This window comes from Actinobacillus genomosp. 1, assembly GCF_029774175.1.
Classification (GTDB): Bacteria; Pseudomonadota; Gammaproteobacteria; order Enterobacterales; family Pasteurellaceae; genus Actinobacillus.
Window position 1 is genome coordinate 494,060 of sequence record NZ_CP103834.1, and the last position, 17,860, is coordinate 511,919.

19 protein-coding genes and 1 tRNA gene are annotated in these 17,860 nt (G+C 38.8%); 13 read left to right on the plus strand and 7 right to left on the minus strand.

Annotation, left to right across the window (positions count from 1 at the left end):
* Positions 1–24 precede the first annotated feature (24 nt).
* Positions 25–342 (minus strand): ribosome assembly RNA-binding protein YhbY, encoded by a 318-nt coding sequence (yhbY, locus tag NYR63_RS02270; protein WP_279457992.1) that lies wholly within the window; start codon positions 340–342, stop codon positions 25–27.
* Between the two features lie 121 nt (positions 343–463).
* On the opposite strand from yhbY, the gene NYR63_RS02275 reads away from it, so the two are divergent.
* Positions 464–1,222, plus strand: coding sequence for a glycosyltransferase family 2 protein (locus NYR63_RS02275; protein ID WP_279457993.1), 759 nt, complete (start codon positions 464–466; stop codon positions 1,220–1,222).
* A 60-nt stretch (positions 1,223–1,282) separates the two neighbouring features.
* Here the strand turns inward: NYR63_RS02275 and NYR63_RS02280 are convergent, their stop codons facing one another.
* Positions 1,283–2,113 (minus strand): D-alanyl-D-alanine carboxypeptidase family protein, encoded by an 831-nt coding sequence (locus tag NYR63_RS02280; protein WP_279457994.1) that lies wholly within the window; start codon positions 2,111–2,113, stop codon positions 1,283–1,285.
* Between the two features lie 83 nt (positions 2,114–2,196).
* The gene (locus NYR63_RS02285) at positions 2,197–3,234 is read right to left on the minus strand and encodes a glycosyltransferase family 9 protein (protein ID WP_279457995.1); all 1,038 of its coding nucleotides are present in this window, start codon (positions 3,232–3,234) and stop codon (positions 2,197–2,199) included.
* A 244-nt stretch (positions 3,235–3,478) separates the two neighbouring features.
* On the opposite strand from NYR63_RS02285, the gene argG reads away from it, so the two are divergent.
* From argG to purF, 4 genes are all read left to right on the plus strand, one after another.
* Positions 3,479–4,810 carry an argininosuccinate synthase gene (argG, locus tag NYR63_RS02290; RefSeq protein ID WP_279457996.1) on the plus strand — a complete coding sequence of 444 codons (1,332 nt, stop codon included), beginning with the start codon at positions 3,479–3,481 and terminating at the stop codon, positions 4,808–4,810.
* A 123-nt stretch (positions 4,811–4,933) separates the two neighbouring features.
* Positions 4,934–5,395, plus strand: coding sequence for a ribonuclease HI (gene rnhA, locus NYR63_RS02295; protein ID WP_279457997.1), 462 nt, complete (start codon positions 4,934–4,936; stop codon positions 5,393–5,395).
* A 152-nt stretch (positions 5,396–5,547) separates the two neighbouring features.
* Positions 5,548–6,051: a CvpA family protein gene (locus NYR63_RS02300; RefSeq protein WP_279457998.1), complete on the plus strand. Its 504-nt coding sequence runs from the start codon at positions 5,548–5,550 to the stop codon at positions 6,049–6,051.
* Between the two features lie 13 nt (positions 6,052–6,064).
* On the plus strand, positions 6,065–7,582 hold the full coding sequence (purF, locus tag NYR63_RS02305) for an amidophosphoribosyltransferase (protein ID WP_279457999.1): 1,518 nt from the start codon (positions 6,065–6,067) through the stop codon (positions 7,580–7,582).
* A 67-nt stretch (positions 7,583–7,649) separates the two neighbouring features.
* Here the strand turns inward: purF and NYR63_RS02310 are convergent, their stop codons facing one another.
* The 4 genes from NYR63_RS02310 to yejK all read right to left on the minus strand — a co-directional run bounded on the left by NYR63_RS02310 (position 7,650) and on the right by yejK (position 11,263).
* On the minus strand, positions 7,650–8,105 hold the full coding sequence (locus tag NYR63_RS02310) for a DUF5358 family protein (protein ID WP_279458000.1): 456 nt from the start codon (positions 8,103–8,105) through the stop codon (positions 7,650–7,652).
* Positions 8,106–8,202: 97 nt separating this feature from the next.
* Positions 8,203–9,543, minus strand: coding sequence for an NADP-specific glutamate dehydrogenase (gene gdhA / locus NYR63_RS02315; RefSeq protein WP_279458001.1), 1,341 nt, complete (start codon positions 9,541–9,543; stop codon positions 8,203–8,205).
* Positions 9,544–9,846: 303 nt separating this feature from the next.
* Positions 9,847–10,191, minus strand: a complete 345-nt coding sequence (gene bamE, locus NYR63_RS02320; protein ID WP_005603735.1) for an outer membrane protein assembly factor BamE — start codon at positions 10,189–10,191, stop codon at positions 9,847–9,849.
* 70 nt (positions 10,192–10,261) lie between these two features.
* Positions 10,262–11,263, minus strand: coding sequence for a nucleoid-associated protein YejK (yejK, locus tag NYR63_RS02325; RefSeq protein ID WP_279458002.1), 1,002 nt, complete (start codon positions 11,261–11,263; stop codon positions 10,262–10,264).
* Between the two features lie 92 nt (positions 11,264–11,355).
* Between yejK and NYR63_RS02330 the strand changes: the two genes are divergently transcribed.
* The 8 genes from NYR63_RS02330 (at position 11,356) to NYR63_RS02365 (ending at position 17,851) form a co-directional block, all read left to right on the plus strand.
* Complete coding sequence (locus NYR63_RS02330) at positions 11,356–11,745, plus strand: RidA family protein (protein WP_279458003.1); 390 nt, start codon at positions 11,356–11,358, stop codon at positions 11,743–11,745.
* 27 nt (positions 11,746–11,772) lie between these two features.
* Entirely contained in the window at positions 11,773–12,510 is a 738-nt protein-coding gene (pgeF, locus tag NYR63_RS02335; RefSeq protein ID WP_279458004.1) for a peptidoglycan editing factor PgeF, read from the plus strand.
* Between the two features lie 95 nt (positions 12,511–12,605).
* Positions 12,606–12,682 (plus strand) — tRNA-Ile (locus NYR63_RS02340).
* 196 nt (positions 12,683–12,878) lie between these two features.
* The gene (locus NYR63_RS02345; protein ID WP_279458005.1) at positions 12,879–14,096 is read left to right on the plus strand and encodes a tyrosine-type recombinase/integrase; all 1,218 of its coding nucleotides are present in this window, start codon (positions 12,879–12,881) and stop codon (positions 14,094–14,096) included.
* Positions 14,097–14,438: 342 nt separating this feature from the next.
* A complete protein-coding gene (locus tag NYR63_RS02350; RefSeq protein ID WP_279458006.1) occupies positions 14,439–15,767 on the plus strand; it encodes a Fic family protein in 1,329 nt (442 codons plus the stop codon).
* A 193-nt stretch (positions 15,768–15,960) separates the two neighbouring features.
* Positions 15,961–16,638: a hypothetical protein gene (locus NYR63_RS02355; protein WP_279458007.1), complete on the plus strand. Its 678-nt coding sequence runs from the start codon at positions 15,961–15,963 to the stop codon at positions 16,636–16,638.
* A 9-nt stretch (positions 16,639–16,647) separates the two neighbouring features.
* Complete coding sequence (locus tag NYR63_RS02360) at positions 16,648–17,457, plus strand: hypothetical protein (RefSeq protein WP_279458008.1); 810 nt, start codon at positions 16,648–16,650, stop codon at positions 17,455–17,457.
* Between the two features lie 178 nt (positions 17,458–17,635).
* Positions 17,636–17,851: a helix-turn-helix transcriptional regulator gene (locus tag NYR63_RS02365; protein WP_257192414.1), complete on the plus strand. Its 216-nt coding sequence runs from the start codon at positions 17,636–17,638 to the stop codon at positions 17,849–17,851.
* Positions 17,852–17,860 lie beyond the last annotated feature (9 nt).

Below are 17,860 nucleotides of genomic sequence, written 5' to 3' on the forward strand. Positions count from 1 at the left end.
CGGTCAGATTTGAATAAAAATAAATTATGAAATTGCTTTGGTTGCTTTAGGTAAACTGATTTTTTTCTCTTCACTTTGACGATACAGCACTAAAATATGACCGATGGTTTGTACCGGCGTCGCTTTCGTTTCACGCACGATCGCATCAATAATTAATTGCTTGGTATCACGATCCGCTCCGGAGATTTTTACTTTGATAAGTTCGTGATGCTCTAACGCATTTTCGATTTCAGCTAACACGCCTTCCGTTAAGCCGTTACCGCCAAGCATGACAACCGGACTTAAGTGGTGTGCTAAACCTTTTAAAAATTGTTTTTGTTTCGTTGTTAATGTAATAGACATTGTTTTTAAACCTGTGGTTTGTTTGTGAATAAAATTTGGCGTAGAAAATAGCACAAAAGGGGCGAATTTTAAAGTAAAATGCAGAGAACAACAAACAAAATAAACCAAAAAAGGACAGATTATGCCAACGTTAAGTGTTGCGATGATTGTAAAAAACGAGGCTCAGGATTTAGCGAAATGCCTTGAAACCGTGCAAGGTTGGGTAAATGAAATTATTGTGCTGGATAGCGGCAGTAGCGATGAAACCGTACAAATCGCCGAAAGTTTCGGGGCAAAAGTGTATGTAAATTCCGATTGGCAAGGTTTTGGTAAACAACGCCGATTAGCTCAACAATATGTCACAAGCGATTATGTGTTATGGTTAGATGCGGATGAACGTGTCACACCCGAATTAAAACAGAGCATTTTGCAAGCGGTAGAAAAAGATGACAAAAATACCGTCTATCAAGTAAGCCGTTTAAGTGAAGTATTCGGTAAACAAATTCGTCATTCGGGTTGGTATCCAGACTATGTCGTGCGTTTGTATCGTACCGATTTTGCTCAATACGGCGAAGAATTGGTACATGAAAAAGTGCACTACCCGAAAAATGCAACGGTGAAAAAATTAAGAGGCGATTTACTGCATTTTACTTATAAGGATATTCATCATTATTTAGTCAAATCGGCAAGTTATGCAAAAGCATGGGCGGTTCAACGTGCGAATGCGGGTAAAAAGGCGAGTTTATTAGACGGTGTAACTCACGCGGTAGGCTGTTTCGTGAAAATGTATTTGTTAAAAGCCGGTTTTCTAGACGGTAAACAAGGCTTTCTGTTAGCGGTACTTTCAGCACATTCAACCTTTGTGAAATATGCGGATCTTTGGAATAGAACGCGTAACTAATTGCAAAAAATAGTGAAAAAAAGACCGCTTGTTGTATGTAGAAACAAGCGGTCTTGTTAATTAAATATCTTCTTCCTCATCATAGCCGTCATAATTAAGATCATCATTGGCTAATGAAATGCAACCGTATTGCTCCAATTTATTTTTGGTAAAGGTTGAGCGAGTGGCAGAACTGCGATTATTCAAGCTGATTACACCGATAGTCGCATGGTTACATTGGTGTTTATTAACAAATACGAGATTATAGCCGGATTCACGAATATAACCGGTTTTATTTATCGCCGCATCAAACATTTCTTCACGTACCAACGCACTGGTATTTTGCATAAATACATTGCGTTTCCCTGCTCGCACATAAGCCGCTTTCGTGTTGGATAGTTCTTGGATTTTCGCATTGTTCAGCGAATATTTCGCCAATTTAACTAAATCCATCGCACTTGAAATATTGGCACTGGAAAGACCGGAACTGTCACTGAAACGTGTAGAGCGCATACCTAATTGTTGCGCTTTTTGGTTCATCTTTTGGATAAACTGCGCACGGCTCATACCGGCGGAACGCGAAAGCGCATGTGCCGCATAATTATCCGAATGAACTAACATCGCTTTTAATAATTCATCACAAGCGATAGGCGTGTGTTTCGGTAATTTAGTTCCCGTTCCTTTAATATGGTCAAAATCTTGATCGGAAATCGAGGCACTACAATTTTTGTTTTTATTATTTTCTAAGAATACGTTAGCTGTCATTAGCTTTGTGACCGAGGCGATCGGCTGAACAGTATTGGCGGAACGACTTTCTAAAATTTTATCATGGGTAAAATCATATACCACGTAGGATTGCGCCATAACTAAGCTTGGGGAAAATAATAAGAGAGAAAGTAATTTTTTTAGCATATTTGTATTTAAGTTCACTTCAATTAAAAAAGACTTGCCATTCTAACAGGCTTTTTTAGCCCTTGCTATTTATTAAACAATTCTTATGAATTCCAAATGTTCTTTACAAAAGGCACTATTGTTTTAAGTGCTTCCGGGATCGAAATTAAACCTAAATTCATTTGTTGTACTTTTGTTTTCGCTTCAGGCGGCATAAAGGCTAAATGTTTGCCCTCTGCGTTTATCGGTCGCCAACGACGAGGTAGAGCAGAAAGGCGACTAGGATAAAAGCCAATAGTCGGTACATTTAATGCACCTGCAATGTGGAGCGGACCTGTCGAACCGGCGATAAACAGATCGGCACAAGCAATCGAACGGGTAAAATCTCGTAATCCGTCATTTTTATCATACACAACCGCTTCGGTTGCCGTAATTTTGGCGGCTAACTGATGCGCTTTTTCACTTTCGCCTTTGCCGGCGGTCAGCACGATTTCACAATTCGTCTCAGCGGCAATGCAATTAAGCATTTGTGCATATTGTTCAATGGATAAACTGGTTGCCGATCCACCGGTGGACGCATGCACAAATAACCATTTACAAGTGGTCGAAATTTGCAGATGTTTTGCTAATTTTGCTTTTTGTAGCGCAATCTCATTTTCACTAAATTGTAAGTAAGGCGGCTTAGGCTCAACCGCTGCAATATGATGTTTTTGTAGAAAGGCACGAGCCAAATCAAGGTTATATTCGCTTTCCGCTTTTGCCGATTGTGAACGGCGTTGAGTTAAACGTTGGTTATACAAAAATTGAAAGACTTTAGTCGCCGGCGCAAGGCGGTGTTTGATACCGCTTTTCCAAGTCAGCTTGGCATTGTACCAGTCGGAAACAAAACAGATCACCGCATCAAATTGCGCATTTTTAACCTCTTGCAGAACACGATTAAATTCGGTGTTATCTTTTTTGTTGGGGGTATCGATAATAACGTTATCAATCGAAGGACAAAGTTCGGCAAGCGGTGCGGTATAGCTTGGTACTAACGCGGTAATTTCTACATTCGGCATCGATTGCTTCAGCATGGCAAATGCCGGGAAGCAAACCATAAAATCACCGATTTTATCGTTACGAACGACAAGAATTTTTTTCATCTATATCCACCTTTAAAATAAATTATTGAAGTATTTTAGCACTTTCTAAGGTGACTTTTCGGTAAAAAATTATGGAAATTCGACCGCTTATTTCTTTTTCATTCTTAGATTGTCGAATGTTACAGAATTTCCCCCGAAATTTTAGATGTAATTTTTACGAAATTGGACTAGAATAGACGGAATGGCACAAATGCAACCGTTTGCGTCAGTTCTCTTTTATGTTTTAAAATTTATAGGAATTCGTATGTCAGCAACAATTTTAGAATCTCTCCCGTTAGGTCAAAAAGTAGGTATCGCATTTTCAGGCGGTTTAGATACTTCAGCCGCATTACTTTGGATGCGTAAAAAAGGTGCAGTGCCTTACGCTTATACTGCAAATTTAGGTCAGCCGGATGAAGACGATTACAACGCAATTCCGAAAAAAGCGATGGAATACGGTGCGGAAAACGCACGTTTAATCGACTGCCGTGCGCAATTAGCACACGAAGGTATCGCAGCGATTCAATGCGGTGCTTTCCATATTTCAACCGGCGGTATTCCATATTTCAATACTACGCCGCTTGGTCGTGCGGTAACCGGTACAATGCTTGTTGCGGCAATGAAAGAAGATGAGGTAAACATCTGGGGTGACGGTTCAACTTTTAAAGGTAACGATATCGAGCGTTTCTACCGTTACGGCTTATTAACCAACCCGAAATTAAAAATCTACAAACCTTGGTTAGACCAACTTTTCATTGATGAGCTTGGCGGCCGTTTCGAAATGTCTCAATTCTTAATCGAGAACGGTTTCGACTATAAAATGTCGGTAGAAAAAGCATACTCAACAGACTCAAATATGTTAGGTGCGACCCACGAAGCGAAAGACTTAGAAGAATTAAGCACCGGTATGAAAATTGTAAAACCGATTATGGGTGTAGCATTCTGGGATGAAAGCGTAGAAATCAAACCTGAAACCGTTTCAGTGACCTTCGAAGAAGGTGTGCCGGTGGCATTAAACGGTAAACGTATCGAAGATGCGGTTGAATTAATTTTAGAAGCAAACCGTATCGGTGGTCGTCACGGTTTAGGTATGTCGGATCAAATCGAAAACCGCATTATCGAAGCGAAATCTCGCGGTATCTATGAAGCACCGGGAATGGCGTTATTACATATCGCTTACGAGCGTTTAGTAACCGGTATCCACAATGAAGATACAATCGAACAATATCGTATTAACGGTTTACGTTTAGGTCGTTTACTTTACCAAGGTCGCTGGTTTGATCCACAAGCATTAATGTTACGCGAAACGGCTCAACGTTGGGTGGCAAAAGCGATTACCGGTACCGTAACCTTAGAATTACGTCGCGGTAATGACTTCACCATTTTAAATACCGAATCACCAAACTTAACCTACGAAGCGGAACGTTTAAGTATGGAAAAAGTAGAAGATGCACCGTTTACACCGGCGGATCGTATCGGTCAATTAACTATGCGTAACTTAGATATCGTGGATACACGCGGTAAATTAGGTATCTATACCGAGACAGGTTTATTATCCGTTCAAAACAACGTATTACCACAACTTGGTAAAAAGTAATCTTGATCTAATGCTTTAGAAAACTTAGAATCAATCAAAAGCCCCAATAGTTTACGCTTTGGGGCTTTCATTTTTTTCATCAGTTTTTAAATTAAGCGGTCAAAAATTAAGAATGTTTTGCAAATGAAATTAGTTGAAATATTTACGGACGGTTCGTGCTTGGGAAATCCCGGTAAAGGTGGAATCGGCATTGTATTGCGTTACAACGGATATGAAAAGCAGGTTAGTAAAGGCTACTTGCAAACCACCAATAACCGGATGGAATTACGAGCGGTGATCGAAGCGTTGGCAATGTTGAAAGAGCCTTGTCAAGTACAGTTAAATTCAGATAGCCAATATATGAAAGACGGCATCACTAAATGGATTTTTAACTGGAAGAAAAATAACTGGAAAGCCGCAAGCGGTAAGCCGGTTAAAAATAAAGAACTGTGGATAGCATTAGATCAGGAAATTCAGCGTCACAAAATTGAGTGGACTTGGGTGAAAGGGCACTCGGGTCATCGTGAAAATGAAATTTGTGATGAGTTGGCTAAAGCAGGGGCAAATAACCCGACTTTGGAAGATGTAGGGTATAATGCACAGTAGCCAAAGGTAAGCGGTTAAATATTGCAAAGTATTTGCAAATTTAAACCGCTTGTAAATTTTTTGGCATATATTATGTATTTTTTACGCTGTTTGCTCTACGCAAACGTTTTCTTTTTTTGTAGAATATAGGTTCTTAACCTTTAGAGGTTTTTATGGTTGATATTATTGTAATCGGATTAATTGCATTTTCTATTTTAGTCAGTCTTTGGCGAGGCTTTATCAGCGAAGTGCTTTCACTTGCCGGTTGGGTTGTAGCATTTTTTGTGGCAAGTAGTTTTTATCCTTACCTTAGTAGCTACCTCACACAAGTAAATTCGGTATATCTTCAAAACTCAGAATATCTACGTAATGGTATTGCAGCCGCAATACTTTTCATTCTTACATTGATTGTATGCGGTATCATCACGGCATTGTTAAGTAAACTCATTGATACGACGGGTTTATCTGCAACCGATCGTGTGTTAGGCGGAGCATTCGGTGCTTTACGCGGTATTTTGATTGTTGCGGCAATTTTATTCTTCTTAGATACCTTCTCATCGGCGAGTCAAACGGAGTTATGGAAAGAATCTCAACTGATTCCGCATTTTGACTTTATTGTGAAATGGTTTTTTGAACAATTACAAGCTAATTCCAGCTTTTTAAATTCGACTAAATAGAGAGGTTTTTCATATGTGCGGCATTGTCGGCATTATTGGGGGATCGCCGGTTAATCAGGCGATTTATGATGGTTTAACATTACTTCAACATCGCGGGCAAGATGCCGCAGGTATCGTCACAATTGACGATGAAAACCGCTTCCGCTTACGTAAAGCTAACGGCTTGGTAAGCGATGTATTTCGTCAAGAACATATGCTCAGATTACAAGGTAATGCGGGTGTCGGCCATGTTCGTTATCCGACCGCCGGCTCATCAAGTGTTTCGGAAGCTCAACCTTTCTATGTAAACTCACCTTTCGGTTTAACTTTAGTTCATAACGGTAACTTAACCAATAATGCTGAATTAAAAGAGCGTTTATTCAAAGAAGCTCGCCGCCACGTGAATACCAATTCGGATTCTGAATCATTACTGAATATATTTGCGCACTATTTAGATCAATATCCGACAGCGCATTTAACTCCTGAAAATATTTTTGAAACGGTACGTAAAACCAACGAAGTGATTCGTGGTGCTTATGCGTGTATCGCAATGATTATCGGCCACGGTATGGTGGCATTCCGTGATCCGTTCGGTATTCGTCCGTTAGTATTAGGTAAACGAATTGTAGAAGGCAAAACGGAATATATGTTTGCTTCCGAAAGCGTAGCGTTAGATATTGTCGGTTTTGAATTCGTACGTGATGTAAATCCGGGTGAAGCGGTTTATATTACCTTTGACGGTGAATTACATTCTGCCATTTGTGCCGATAACCCGAAATTAAACCCATGTATTTTTGAATACGTTTATTTTGCTCGTCCGGATTCTGTGATTGACGGCGTATCTGTTTACGGTGCTCGCGTGCATATGGGCGAATTATTAGGTGAAAAAATCAAACGCGAATGGGGCAGAATGGTTGATGAGATTGATGTGGTTATTCCAATCCCTGAAACTTCAAATGATATTGCCGTACGTATCGCAAACGTTTTATATAAACCTTATCGCCAAGGTTTTGTGAAAAACCGCTATGTTGCACGTACCTTCATTATGCCGGGACAAGCGCAACGTAAAAGCTCGGTACGCCGTAAATTAAATGCGATTGCCAGTGAGTTTAAAGATAAAAACGTGTTATTAGTCGATGACTCAATTGTACGTGGTACAACATCGGAACAGATCGTTGAAATGGCTCGTGCTGCCGGTGCGAAAAAAGTTTACTTTGCGTCTGCCGCACCGGAAATTCGTTATCCGAACGTGTATGGTATCGATATGCCGACCTGCGAAGAGTTAGTGGCTTATAATCGCTCGGTAGAAGAAGTAGCGGAAATGATCGGCGTAGATAAACTGATTTTCCAAGATCTCGAAGCCCTTTATAAAGCGATACAAACAGAAAATCCGGCAATTCATAATTTCGATGCTTCGGTATTTACCGGTGAATATATTACCGGCGATGTAGATAAAGCCTATCTTGATACCATTGCTTGCGCGCGTAACGACACAGCGAAGGCTAAAGCCGCAAAACAAGCAACCAATTTAGAAATTCATAACGAAAACTAAATTAAAGCATAAAAACAAGCCCTTGAGTCTGAGAAGATTCAAGGGCTTTTGTTTTTTAGTGAAATACTTATTTATACACCTGCGGTATTGAGTATTCAATTTGTTGTTTGATTTGAGCATAGATTGGTTTGAACTCTTCGCAGCGAGATTTATCAACATTCGCTTTTTGGTGATTATATTTGTCGTGCATTTGTTCAAAATACTTGTGTGAGAGTTTATCTTTTTCAATAACTTGCGCATTTTGTTCGCCGATAAGTTCTTTTAAAAGGTTTTGCTGAAAATAGAACATTGTCATATTTTCCGCAACCGACCAATTGTCATAGATCTTTTGATAATCGGGTTTAGCAAGATCCGGAAATATACATTGTTCAATGTTATTTAGCTGACGAATTAAGATTTTCACATCCGTTTCGGAAATTTTATATTTGGCTTGTTCCGTATAAGCGGTTGAATTTTCAGCAGAATTTGCAAAACCTGTGTGGCATAAAGCTGTACAAGCTAATGTAAATAGAATTTTTCGCATCGTATTGTTCCTATATCCGTTTGGAACAGCATAGCATAAAGGCTTTATTGCGTGCAAAAATAAACCCTCCGAAGAGGGTTTATTTTAGATGAAATCGTTATACGATACCTTGTTCTAACATTGCGGTTGCCACTTTTTTGAAGCCAGCGATGTTTGCACCGTTTACATAGTTCACATAACCGTCTGATTCCGAGCCGTTTTCCACACAATTTTGGTGAATCGCCGTCATGATATTGAATAGACGTTGATCTACTTCTTCTCGAGTCCAAGCTAAACGAATAGCATTTTGGCTCATCTCTAAACCTGAGGTCGCTACACCGCCGGCATTTGCCGCTTTACCCGGAGCGTAAAGAATTTTCGCAGCGATAAACACTTCAACACCTTCAAGCGTTGTCGGCATATTTGCACCTTCAGCCACGCAGAAACAGCCGTTTTTCACTAATTCTTTTGCCGCTTCGCCGTCTAATTCATTTTGTGTTGCACACGGAAGCGCGATATCACATTTCACACCCCATGGTTTTTGACCTTCAAAATATTGGAGGCTTTGTTCTTGGGCATATACCGATAAGCGTTCGCGACGTACGTTTTTCAACACTAATAAATCCGCTAATTGTTTTTCGGTCATACCTGAATCAGGGAATAATACATAACCGTTTGAGTCGGATACGGTTAAGACTTTCGCACCTTTTTGGATTGCTTTTTCAGCTGCATATTGTGCTACGTTACCCGAGCCTGAGATAACCACACGTTTGCCTTCAAAGCCTTGACCTTTAGTTGCTAACATTGCGTCTGCAAAGTAAACCGCACCGTAACCTGTTGCTTCCGGACGAATTAAGCTACCGCCCCAAGTTAAACTTTTACCGGTTAAGACTGAGGTAAATTCATTGCGTAATTTTTTGTATTGACCGTACATATAACCGATTTCACGACCGCCGACACCGATATCGCCCGCCGGTACGTCAGTATCCGCACCGATATGGCGAGATAATTCGGTCATAAATGCTTGGCAAAAACGCATAACTTCCGCGTCTGATTTGCCTTTAGGATCGAAATCCGAACCGCCTTTACCACCGCCCATCGGTAATGTGGTTAAAGCATTTTTGAATACTTGTTCAAATGCTAAAAATTTTAAAACCCCTAAATCAACAGATGGATGGAAACGAATACCGCCTTTATAAGGACCGATCGCAGAGTTCATTTGAATACGATAACCGCGGTTTACTTGCACTTGACCTTTATCATCAACCCAAGTGACACGGAAAGTAATTACACGTTCCGGCTCAACGATACGTTCTAAAATACCTTGTTGCGTATATTTAGGATTTTTGGCAAGAAATGGTGCTAATGAACCGAAAACTTCTTCCACCGCTTGGTGGAAAGGCGCTTGGTCAGGGTCACGTTGTTTGATTTTTTGGAACAGTGCGTTTAAGTCGCTCATAAAGTACTCCTGCGTATTTATATTTAAAATGAAAAATATTTATCAAATAGTAGTGTGTTTAGCATGGCAAGGAGTCTATCAAGCTATTTTGGATTTGAAAAGCAATAATTAAAAAAATTTATCAAATATATGATAAAAATTTATTATTTGGTTTTTTAATAGTCAAATTGGCATAAATTTAGTTAATTTTCATCTGGATAAGCTGAAATCATACATACTTTTTGTATGATAAAAAAAACTAATTAAAGGTAATGGGTAAAAGAAAGCCCACTATATAAAGTGGGCATTTGAAGTTGTCAATGATTATTGCGCTTCATTCGTAATAGGTTTGTCTAAGGTGATATTACTTACAAGACCTTTACTATCGAAATTAACAAAAAGCGTATGTTGGATAGGATCATTATAGCCTTCGCGTTTGATATAAACATAACTCCAACGATCTTGATTAAAGGTATCTTTTAGCATCGGCGTACCAAGCAAATATTGTACTTGCGTTTTATCCATACCGACTTTAACTTGGTCAATTTTTTCTTGCTCTAAGTAATTGCCTTGCGGAACATCAATACGATACACGACTTTTTTTACGGTTGAACAAGAGGTGACACCGATAGCAAGTAGTGCGATAGCTAAAAGAGATTTCATTTTCATAATATTTATTGACCTTTGAATTGTTCAAAATGATTGGATAGATAATACCCAAACTAATAAAAATTTTCCATTACTTATTGCGTTCTAACTGATCACGCAAGTTCGCCGGTAATCCTTTGATAGTCAATGTATCGTTTAGTTCATCCCAGATTAAACGTTCGCCGAGTAATTCCGCATTAAAGCTGATTGTTACTCCTTTACCTGAGCCCGAATATTTCGTTAAGGTTTTCAACGCGTTACGAACCGGTGGAATATTTTCTTCGAGTCCGTATTCTTGTTCTTGAGTAAATTGCGCAAAATTAACTTCGTTAAGTGTCGGCAGCGAGTCGGATAATTCACTTAATGCGATTTCTTCCCCGCTATTAATTTGTCCTTTGCAGTATTCAAACACTTGTTTTTTTACTTCTCGAGTTTGTGGTGCGGATAATTCGCCTTGATCACAGTAGTCGCTTACCGCTTGTAACAGCGTTTGATTTTGTAATTGAGGGTTTAGACCTTCTTCCGCACTCAGGAAATCCATAAAGAAGTCTGCAATTTTTCGTCCGACTCTTCCTTTAATAAAGGTGAGATAGCGGTTTGATTGCGCATTGATTTTTAATTCTGTCAGATTGATGTGGCAAGCGATATCATACTGAGTAATATCCAAATATTCGGTGCGTTTTATGTCTAATTGATCATCCACTAACATTGAGGTACGGCTGTCAATCAATGCAATAAATAAATAATCCGTCGCTAAAAAGTTATAGCGACAAAGAATAAAAGTTCCGCCTGATGCAAAAGGATATTTCGCTAATTCGCTAGAAAGCATTTTCGCACAGCTGTGACTAAATGGCAGAAAATCGGTTTCTTGTTCTAATAAGCGATTAAGTTGCTGAGCAAAAATAGATTCATTTTTAAATATGCCGTAAGCCTTAGTCTTACTTTGATAAGCTTGGTGAAGCTGCAACATCATTTGCTCCACTTCAGGACTGATGGCAAGCAGATTGTCGCGAAGTACCGTATTTAACTCCGGTGTTTCGCCTTCGGTTTGGTGAATCTGATGAAGGACGATTTCAGTAACGTTAATGCTCATACTATTTCTCTTGAGATTAGGGGTAGAAATAAAAGGTGGGAGATATTATCATTAAACGCACTATTTTTCATTACTAAAAGAAGGAATTCACCATGACTAAAGTTATTCATACAGAAAAAGCACCTGCGGCAATTGGCCCATACGTACAAGCGGTTGATTTAGGTAATCTTGTTTTAACCTCAGGGCAAATTCCGGTTAATCCGCAAACAGGCGAGATTCCAACTGATATTACTCAGCAAGCACGTCAATCATTAGAAAATATCAAGGCGATTGTTGAACAAGCCGGCTTAAGTGTGGCGGATATTGTTAAAACAACCGTTTTTGTGAAAGACTTGAATGATTTCGCAACCGTAAATGCTGAATATGAAGCGTTTTTCCGTGAAAATAATCATCCGTCATTTCCGGCTCGCTCATGTGTTGAAGTCGCTCGTTTACCGAAAGATGTCGGTTTAGAGATTGAAGCGATTGCGGTACGCAAATAGGCGGTCATTTTTAGAGAAAATTTTGCAATGAAAAACATTACGCCAGATTGGAATGCACCTGAGCATATTCATGCCTTTACTACCGTCAGAACAGGCGGCGTTAGCCAAGTGCCTTTTGATAGCTTTAATTTAGGTGATCATGTCGGTGATAATCCTACGGATGTGCAGCGTAACCGTCAGCTACTCGTAGAGCGGTTCGGGTTACCGAATTTTCCGCTATTTTTAACGCAAACGCATAGTACTCGAGTGATTCGTTTACCACATGACGGAGATAATTTGGAAGCGGATGCGGTCTATACCAATCAACCGAATCAAGTTTGTTTAGTGATGACGGCAGATTGTTTACCGGTACTTTTCTATAGTAAAGATGGAAAAGAAGTGGCAGCCGCTCATGCCGGATGGCGTGGTTTATGCGATGGCGTATTAGAAAATACGGTAGCGGAATTCGCTTGTCCTCCAGCTGAGATTTGTGCATGGCTAGGGCCAGCGATTGGTCCGAATGCTTTTCAAGTCGGTAAAGAAGTGATTGAGCAGTTTTGTGCGTTTGATCCGCAAGCGAAACAGGCATTTGTTGCGGATCTGACAACAAGCGGTAAATTTTTAGGAAATCTTTACCAAATTGCTCGGCAGCGATTGAATAAACTTGGTATTACCAAAATTTCCGGTGGAGAGCATTGTACTTTTACTGAACAAGAACGATTTTTCTCTTACCGAAGAGATAAGCAGACAGGGCGTATGGCAAGTATAATTTGGCGATCTGAATAAAGCACAATTTATAGCAAGTATGTTTTTTATGCGGGTGTTCGCCTAATGCTGGACGAACACCTAAAATTTCCCTATAATCCAAACTCATTTCTTATCCCCCCTTAGCTCAGTCGGTTAGAGCAGGCGACTCATAATCGCTTGGTCACTGGTTCAAGTCCGGTAGGGGGGACCAACTTAACTTTTCTACTCTTTCGTCTTCTTACGTTTTCTTATTCTCAAGCCTTGATTTTACTAGCTTTATCGCACTTTTTCATTCTTTTTTCTTACGTATTCTTTCGTATTCATACGTTTACAGCCGTGAATTTTAGTTATACATTTAGTTATATGTATCGTATAACTAAAAAAATCGTATAACTAAAAGGGCTGAAATGGCGAGATTAACTAAACCACTTACTAATACCGAAATAGAGCGGGCCAAAGCTAAAGAGAAGGAATATACCCTTTCTGATGGTGGCGGACTTTATCTACTTATTAAACCTAATGGGGCTAAGCTATGGCGATTCAATTACTATAAGCCAATCATAAAGAAAAGAGCCTTAATAAGTTTTGGTCGCTATCCGGATATATCTCTACAACAAGCGAGAAAACAGCGTGATGAGTGCTTATCTCTATTAGCGGTAAATGCTGATCCATTGGAACACCGCCAACAGGTAGAGAGAGAAGAACAAGCTAAGAGAGAAAATACCTTGTTGAAAATTGTTGAACAATGGCACAACAAACGTCTTGATGACGTAAAGCACGGGGATATTCAAGCGGAAACGTTACGGAAGAATAAGTTGATATTAGATAGGCATATTTTGCCAGCACTAGGACATTTAGCGATAACTGAGATTAGTCCAAGAATTGTAATTGATGCGCTAGAACCGGCAAAAGAGCGTGGTTTAGGCGATACACTCAAGCGTGCGATTCGATTATTGAATGAGGTGCTGAATTTTTCGGTGAATGCGGATTTAATCGAGTTCAACAAATGCCTAAAAGTAAGTGAGCATTTTAGTACACCTAAAGCCGTGAACAACCCAACCATTCCGCCAAAAGAATTACCAGCTTTTCTAGAAGCCTTAAGAGATGGCAACCTATCACTACAAACCAAGTTATTAATTAAATGGCAGTTACTCACAATTACCCGCCCTAAAGAAGCGAGCGAAGCACTATGGAGTGAAATAGACTGGGAGGCTAAAACGTGGACGTTACCCGCTGAAAAAATGAAAATGAAGCGTTCTCACGTAATTCCGCTGAGTAACCAATCTCTACGTATTCTTGAGAAAATGAGAAAGATTACCGGCAATAGCCCTTTTATATTCCAAAGCGAGATAAAGCCAAAGCAGCCGATGAACTCTCAAACAGCAAATAGAGCAATCAAATTACTAGGCTATGAAGGGCGTTTAACTGCTCACGGTTTAAGGTCGATAGCGTCTACCTACTTGAATGAACAATTAGTCAATTATGACGTGGTAGAGGCTTGTTTAGCACACGTTATCAAAGACCAAACCAGAAAGGCTTACAACCGTTCTGATTATCTCGATCAACGAGTAGAAGTAATGCAACAATGGGCGGATTATGTTGAGAAGTGTTCTATTGGGATTTAGTAGAGCATTTTCAGAACATGGGGGAATTAACGATTTTTACCTATACTGTATAAATTTATTCCCTCCTCTCTATTAGGAAGCATATTTTTAATAGTCCAATAGTCCCAAACACCCTTTTTAAGGTATGAAGTCATTATATATCAATAGGTTAGACGTAAAATCATTGGACTATCATGGGACTAAAATCGCCATTTTGGGACTAAAATACCCCCTTTTGGGACTATTTATTGAAAATTTAGTACGGCAAATAGGATACTTTTAAGGCGAATTATATTTTACAAACTCAAATGAATACGGAATAATGCGTAAAACAACGCAATTTTAAAAAATTGAGGTATTAAAATGAAAATGCCAAAACTACCAGCTTATGACGAGTTACTCCAAGCACCAGTAAACCATAATGACTTTTTCAATTACTTAGCTGAATTTAAAGCGACGGATGAGAAAGGGCGGTATCTTGCGTGGGATAAGTTCAAGCGGGTAAATCCTAATGATAGTTTGCAAAAATGGCTGGCGGTAAAGATGAACCGCAAAACATTACAGAAAACACTTAAGATAGGCGATATTTCTTTTGCTTTTTGTGTACCTGATAGCTTACAGGCGACACTACATTTCATTGATAAATCAACTGGCGGAAGTGTTGGTGTGAGTAGCCTCGAGGGCTTAAGTAAGCAAGAACAGGGGCGTTTTTTGTTGAAATCTTTAGTGATGGAAGAAGCGATAACCTCAGCACAGCTAGAAGGGGCGGTAACAACTCGAAAAGTAGCTAAGGAAATGTTAGAAACGGCAAGAAAGCCAAGAACAAAAGACGAAATGATGATAGTAAATAACTATTATCTGATGCAAGAAGCCATAGCTCGTAAAGATGAACCGCTTAGCATTGAATTGATTCTTGAGCTTCATCGTATTGCAACGCACAACGCCATTGAAAATAAAGCCGTAGCGGGAGAGTTTAGGCAAGATGATGAAATTTATATCGCTGATGAATACGGAGATAAAATCCATCAACCGCCAACGCATACCGAGCTAAATCATTTAATGACAGCTTTTTGTGATTTTGCCAATGATGAACATACGGGAGAGAGTGGGAATTTTATTCACCCTGTAATCAAGGCGATCATTCTTCATTTCTTGATTGGCTATATCCACCCTTTCGGAGATGGAAACGGAAGAACCGCCAGAGCCTTGTTTTATTGGTATATGCTCAAAAGCGGATATTGGCTATTTGAGTTTATTTCTGTAAGTAGATTACTGAAAGAAGCCCCGAAACAATACGCCATGAGCTATATAGATACGGAAACAGACGAGTTAGATATGACGTATTTTCTTTACTATCAAGCCCATATCATTAAGCGGGCCATTGCTGATTTAGAAAACTATATCATTAATAAACAGCGTGATTTTAGTAACTTTGTGAGCGTGATAGCGGACTTTACCGCCAAGACAAAAATCAGTCATAGACAAATCCAAATTTTGCAAAAAGCGGTTAAAGAAACAGGCTATATCTTCACGGCAAAAGAAATCAGCAATGAATACGGTATATCTGAGAACACAGCAAGAAGTGATTTAAAGGCGTTATTAGACTTAAACCTACTGGGGCAATTCAAGATAGGGAATGCTATCGGGTATATTTCCCCGAATGATTTACTAGAACGTCTTAAACGTGCTTAGGTAACTGTTTATAAAAACAGGTTTTCCTTTATTAGCACGAAAGAAAACGATATAATACGCAATATTACATAGCCTTAAATGGCTTTCCAATTTGAGCAACTAGGAGCGGACTAATTACCCGAGCCGAAAAGAAGCTATCCCTATTAGTTTCCTGTTGCTCACTCTCTTAATAGGGCAGCGTGTAGGGACGTTTATGAATGGACATTCTCAATTTATTTCTGGTTTAACCAACCGACAAGAACCGCTTATCAGTTTTAAAGAATTGATTTCTTTAATTTCCAATTACACTAATAAAACGCTAAGTAAAGTGGCTGATGAACTTGAGGGGGTTTTATTTGGATTTAGGCAGAATAGAAGCTATATAAACTCGTTTTGTTATTGCACTATTTTTGATCACAGCAATTCCAATAGAGAAATTTATGAGCCAATGGCTGATAATTTTAAAGACGCTTTTGATTATGTAAAAGGGCATTTAAAAGATGTTATATCTAGAAATAGCTTAGAAATTGAGAATCTAGACTTAATTTTTGTTAGAGCTAGTGAGTTTTCAAATTTGATAAAAAATAACTCAGAGATTTTAGAAAAGAGCATAAGCCAGCCTAATATTATTAGCCAAAATAGGGATGAATATATTAGCCTTTATGACCTTTTAGAATGGGCAAATAGTAAATACTATGGGAATTTAACAAATACCACTTACGAGTTTTTAGCCCTATTAAAAGAAAATAATCAGACGGTGCCAATTTATCAATATCATAAAGGAATTAAAGACAGGCTAACAAAACTAGGTGAGTCGCTAAATCAATATTTGAAAGATATTAATAGCAACCACGGGTATAAAAATAATTTATATGATGATACACCGTTCTGAGGAAATTATATGTTAATTGAAGAATGGCAAGCTAAAAAACTCTATATTAATAAAGCTCAATTAGAAAAAGCGTTAGGAGTTTCATTATCTGAATTACCTACAAAACAATTTAATCATCAAGAACCGTTAGATGATTACTTATTGCCTTATACCTCAATGCCTTATTTTGATGAATATACTTCTATTGCATTGTTACAGGGGCTTAATCCCGATGAATATCGATATATGGGGAATAAACCTAATTTTCATTCAATACATACGGCATTGTTAGGAGCAATAAAAAAAGGCGAGTTAGGTTTTTCAACATACCAAAATGTAGATTTTGATTTTGCTAGCTTGAATATAGAACACAAAGCCCTTGAAAACTGGGCTAAGCATTACGGCTATAAATGGGAATTACCCGCATATCGTCCATTAACTAGTGAGTATGAAAATTCTACAAATGATGACTCCAATTCTGACGAAGTAGCACAGTTAAAAAACATAATTGAACAGCAAGCACAACAGATAGCGGATCTACAATCTCAACTAGAAAACCTGTCAAAACCTAACACGCAAGCGGTAGAATATACTACTATTGAGGACAATACAGAAAAAGGAAATAGAATAAGCTCACCGCAAAGGGCTATATTTAGCTTACTTGTTATGAAATGTTATCCTAATCATTCTACACGTAACGAATTATTTAATGCGATAAATGTTGAACTAAAAAGCAATGGCATTACAACAAAAGACTTAAAATATCCCACCTTAGATAGGCTAATTGATGAGGATTTAAGAATAAACAATCTTTCACCATTCCCGCCAAAAATCAAATAGTTTTCAAATAAGCCTTTAATTGTTTTCAATTAAGGGCTTTTTTATTGCTATATCTTTTCAAATAAGGCTTATTTGAAAATGAGTTTTTAATTTAAAACCTAACTTTTTGAATTATTTAGCCTTTATTTCCACAATACGCCCCGAATGATTAACAAAGAAATCGCAAAGGAGCGTAAGAATGGAACATATCCCATCAATCGAAACTAACCAACCTCAAACTATGGCAACTCCGCCAAAGCAATTACTCAATGTTCAAGATGTGCGTACAGTAACTGGTTTATCAGTTACTACTATCTACAAACTCATGAAAGATGGCGCATTCCCACAGCCGAAAAAATGTGGGCGATCTACTCGTTGGCGTTTAGCGGATATTCAAGCCTATATCAATTCGTAGGGGTAGATT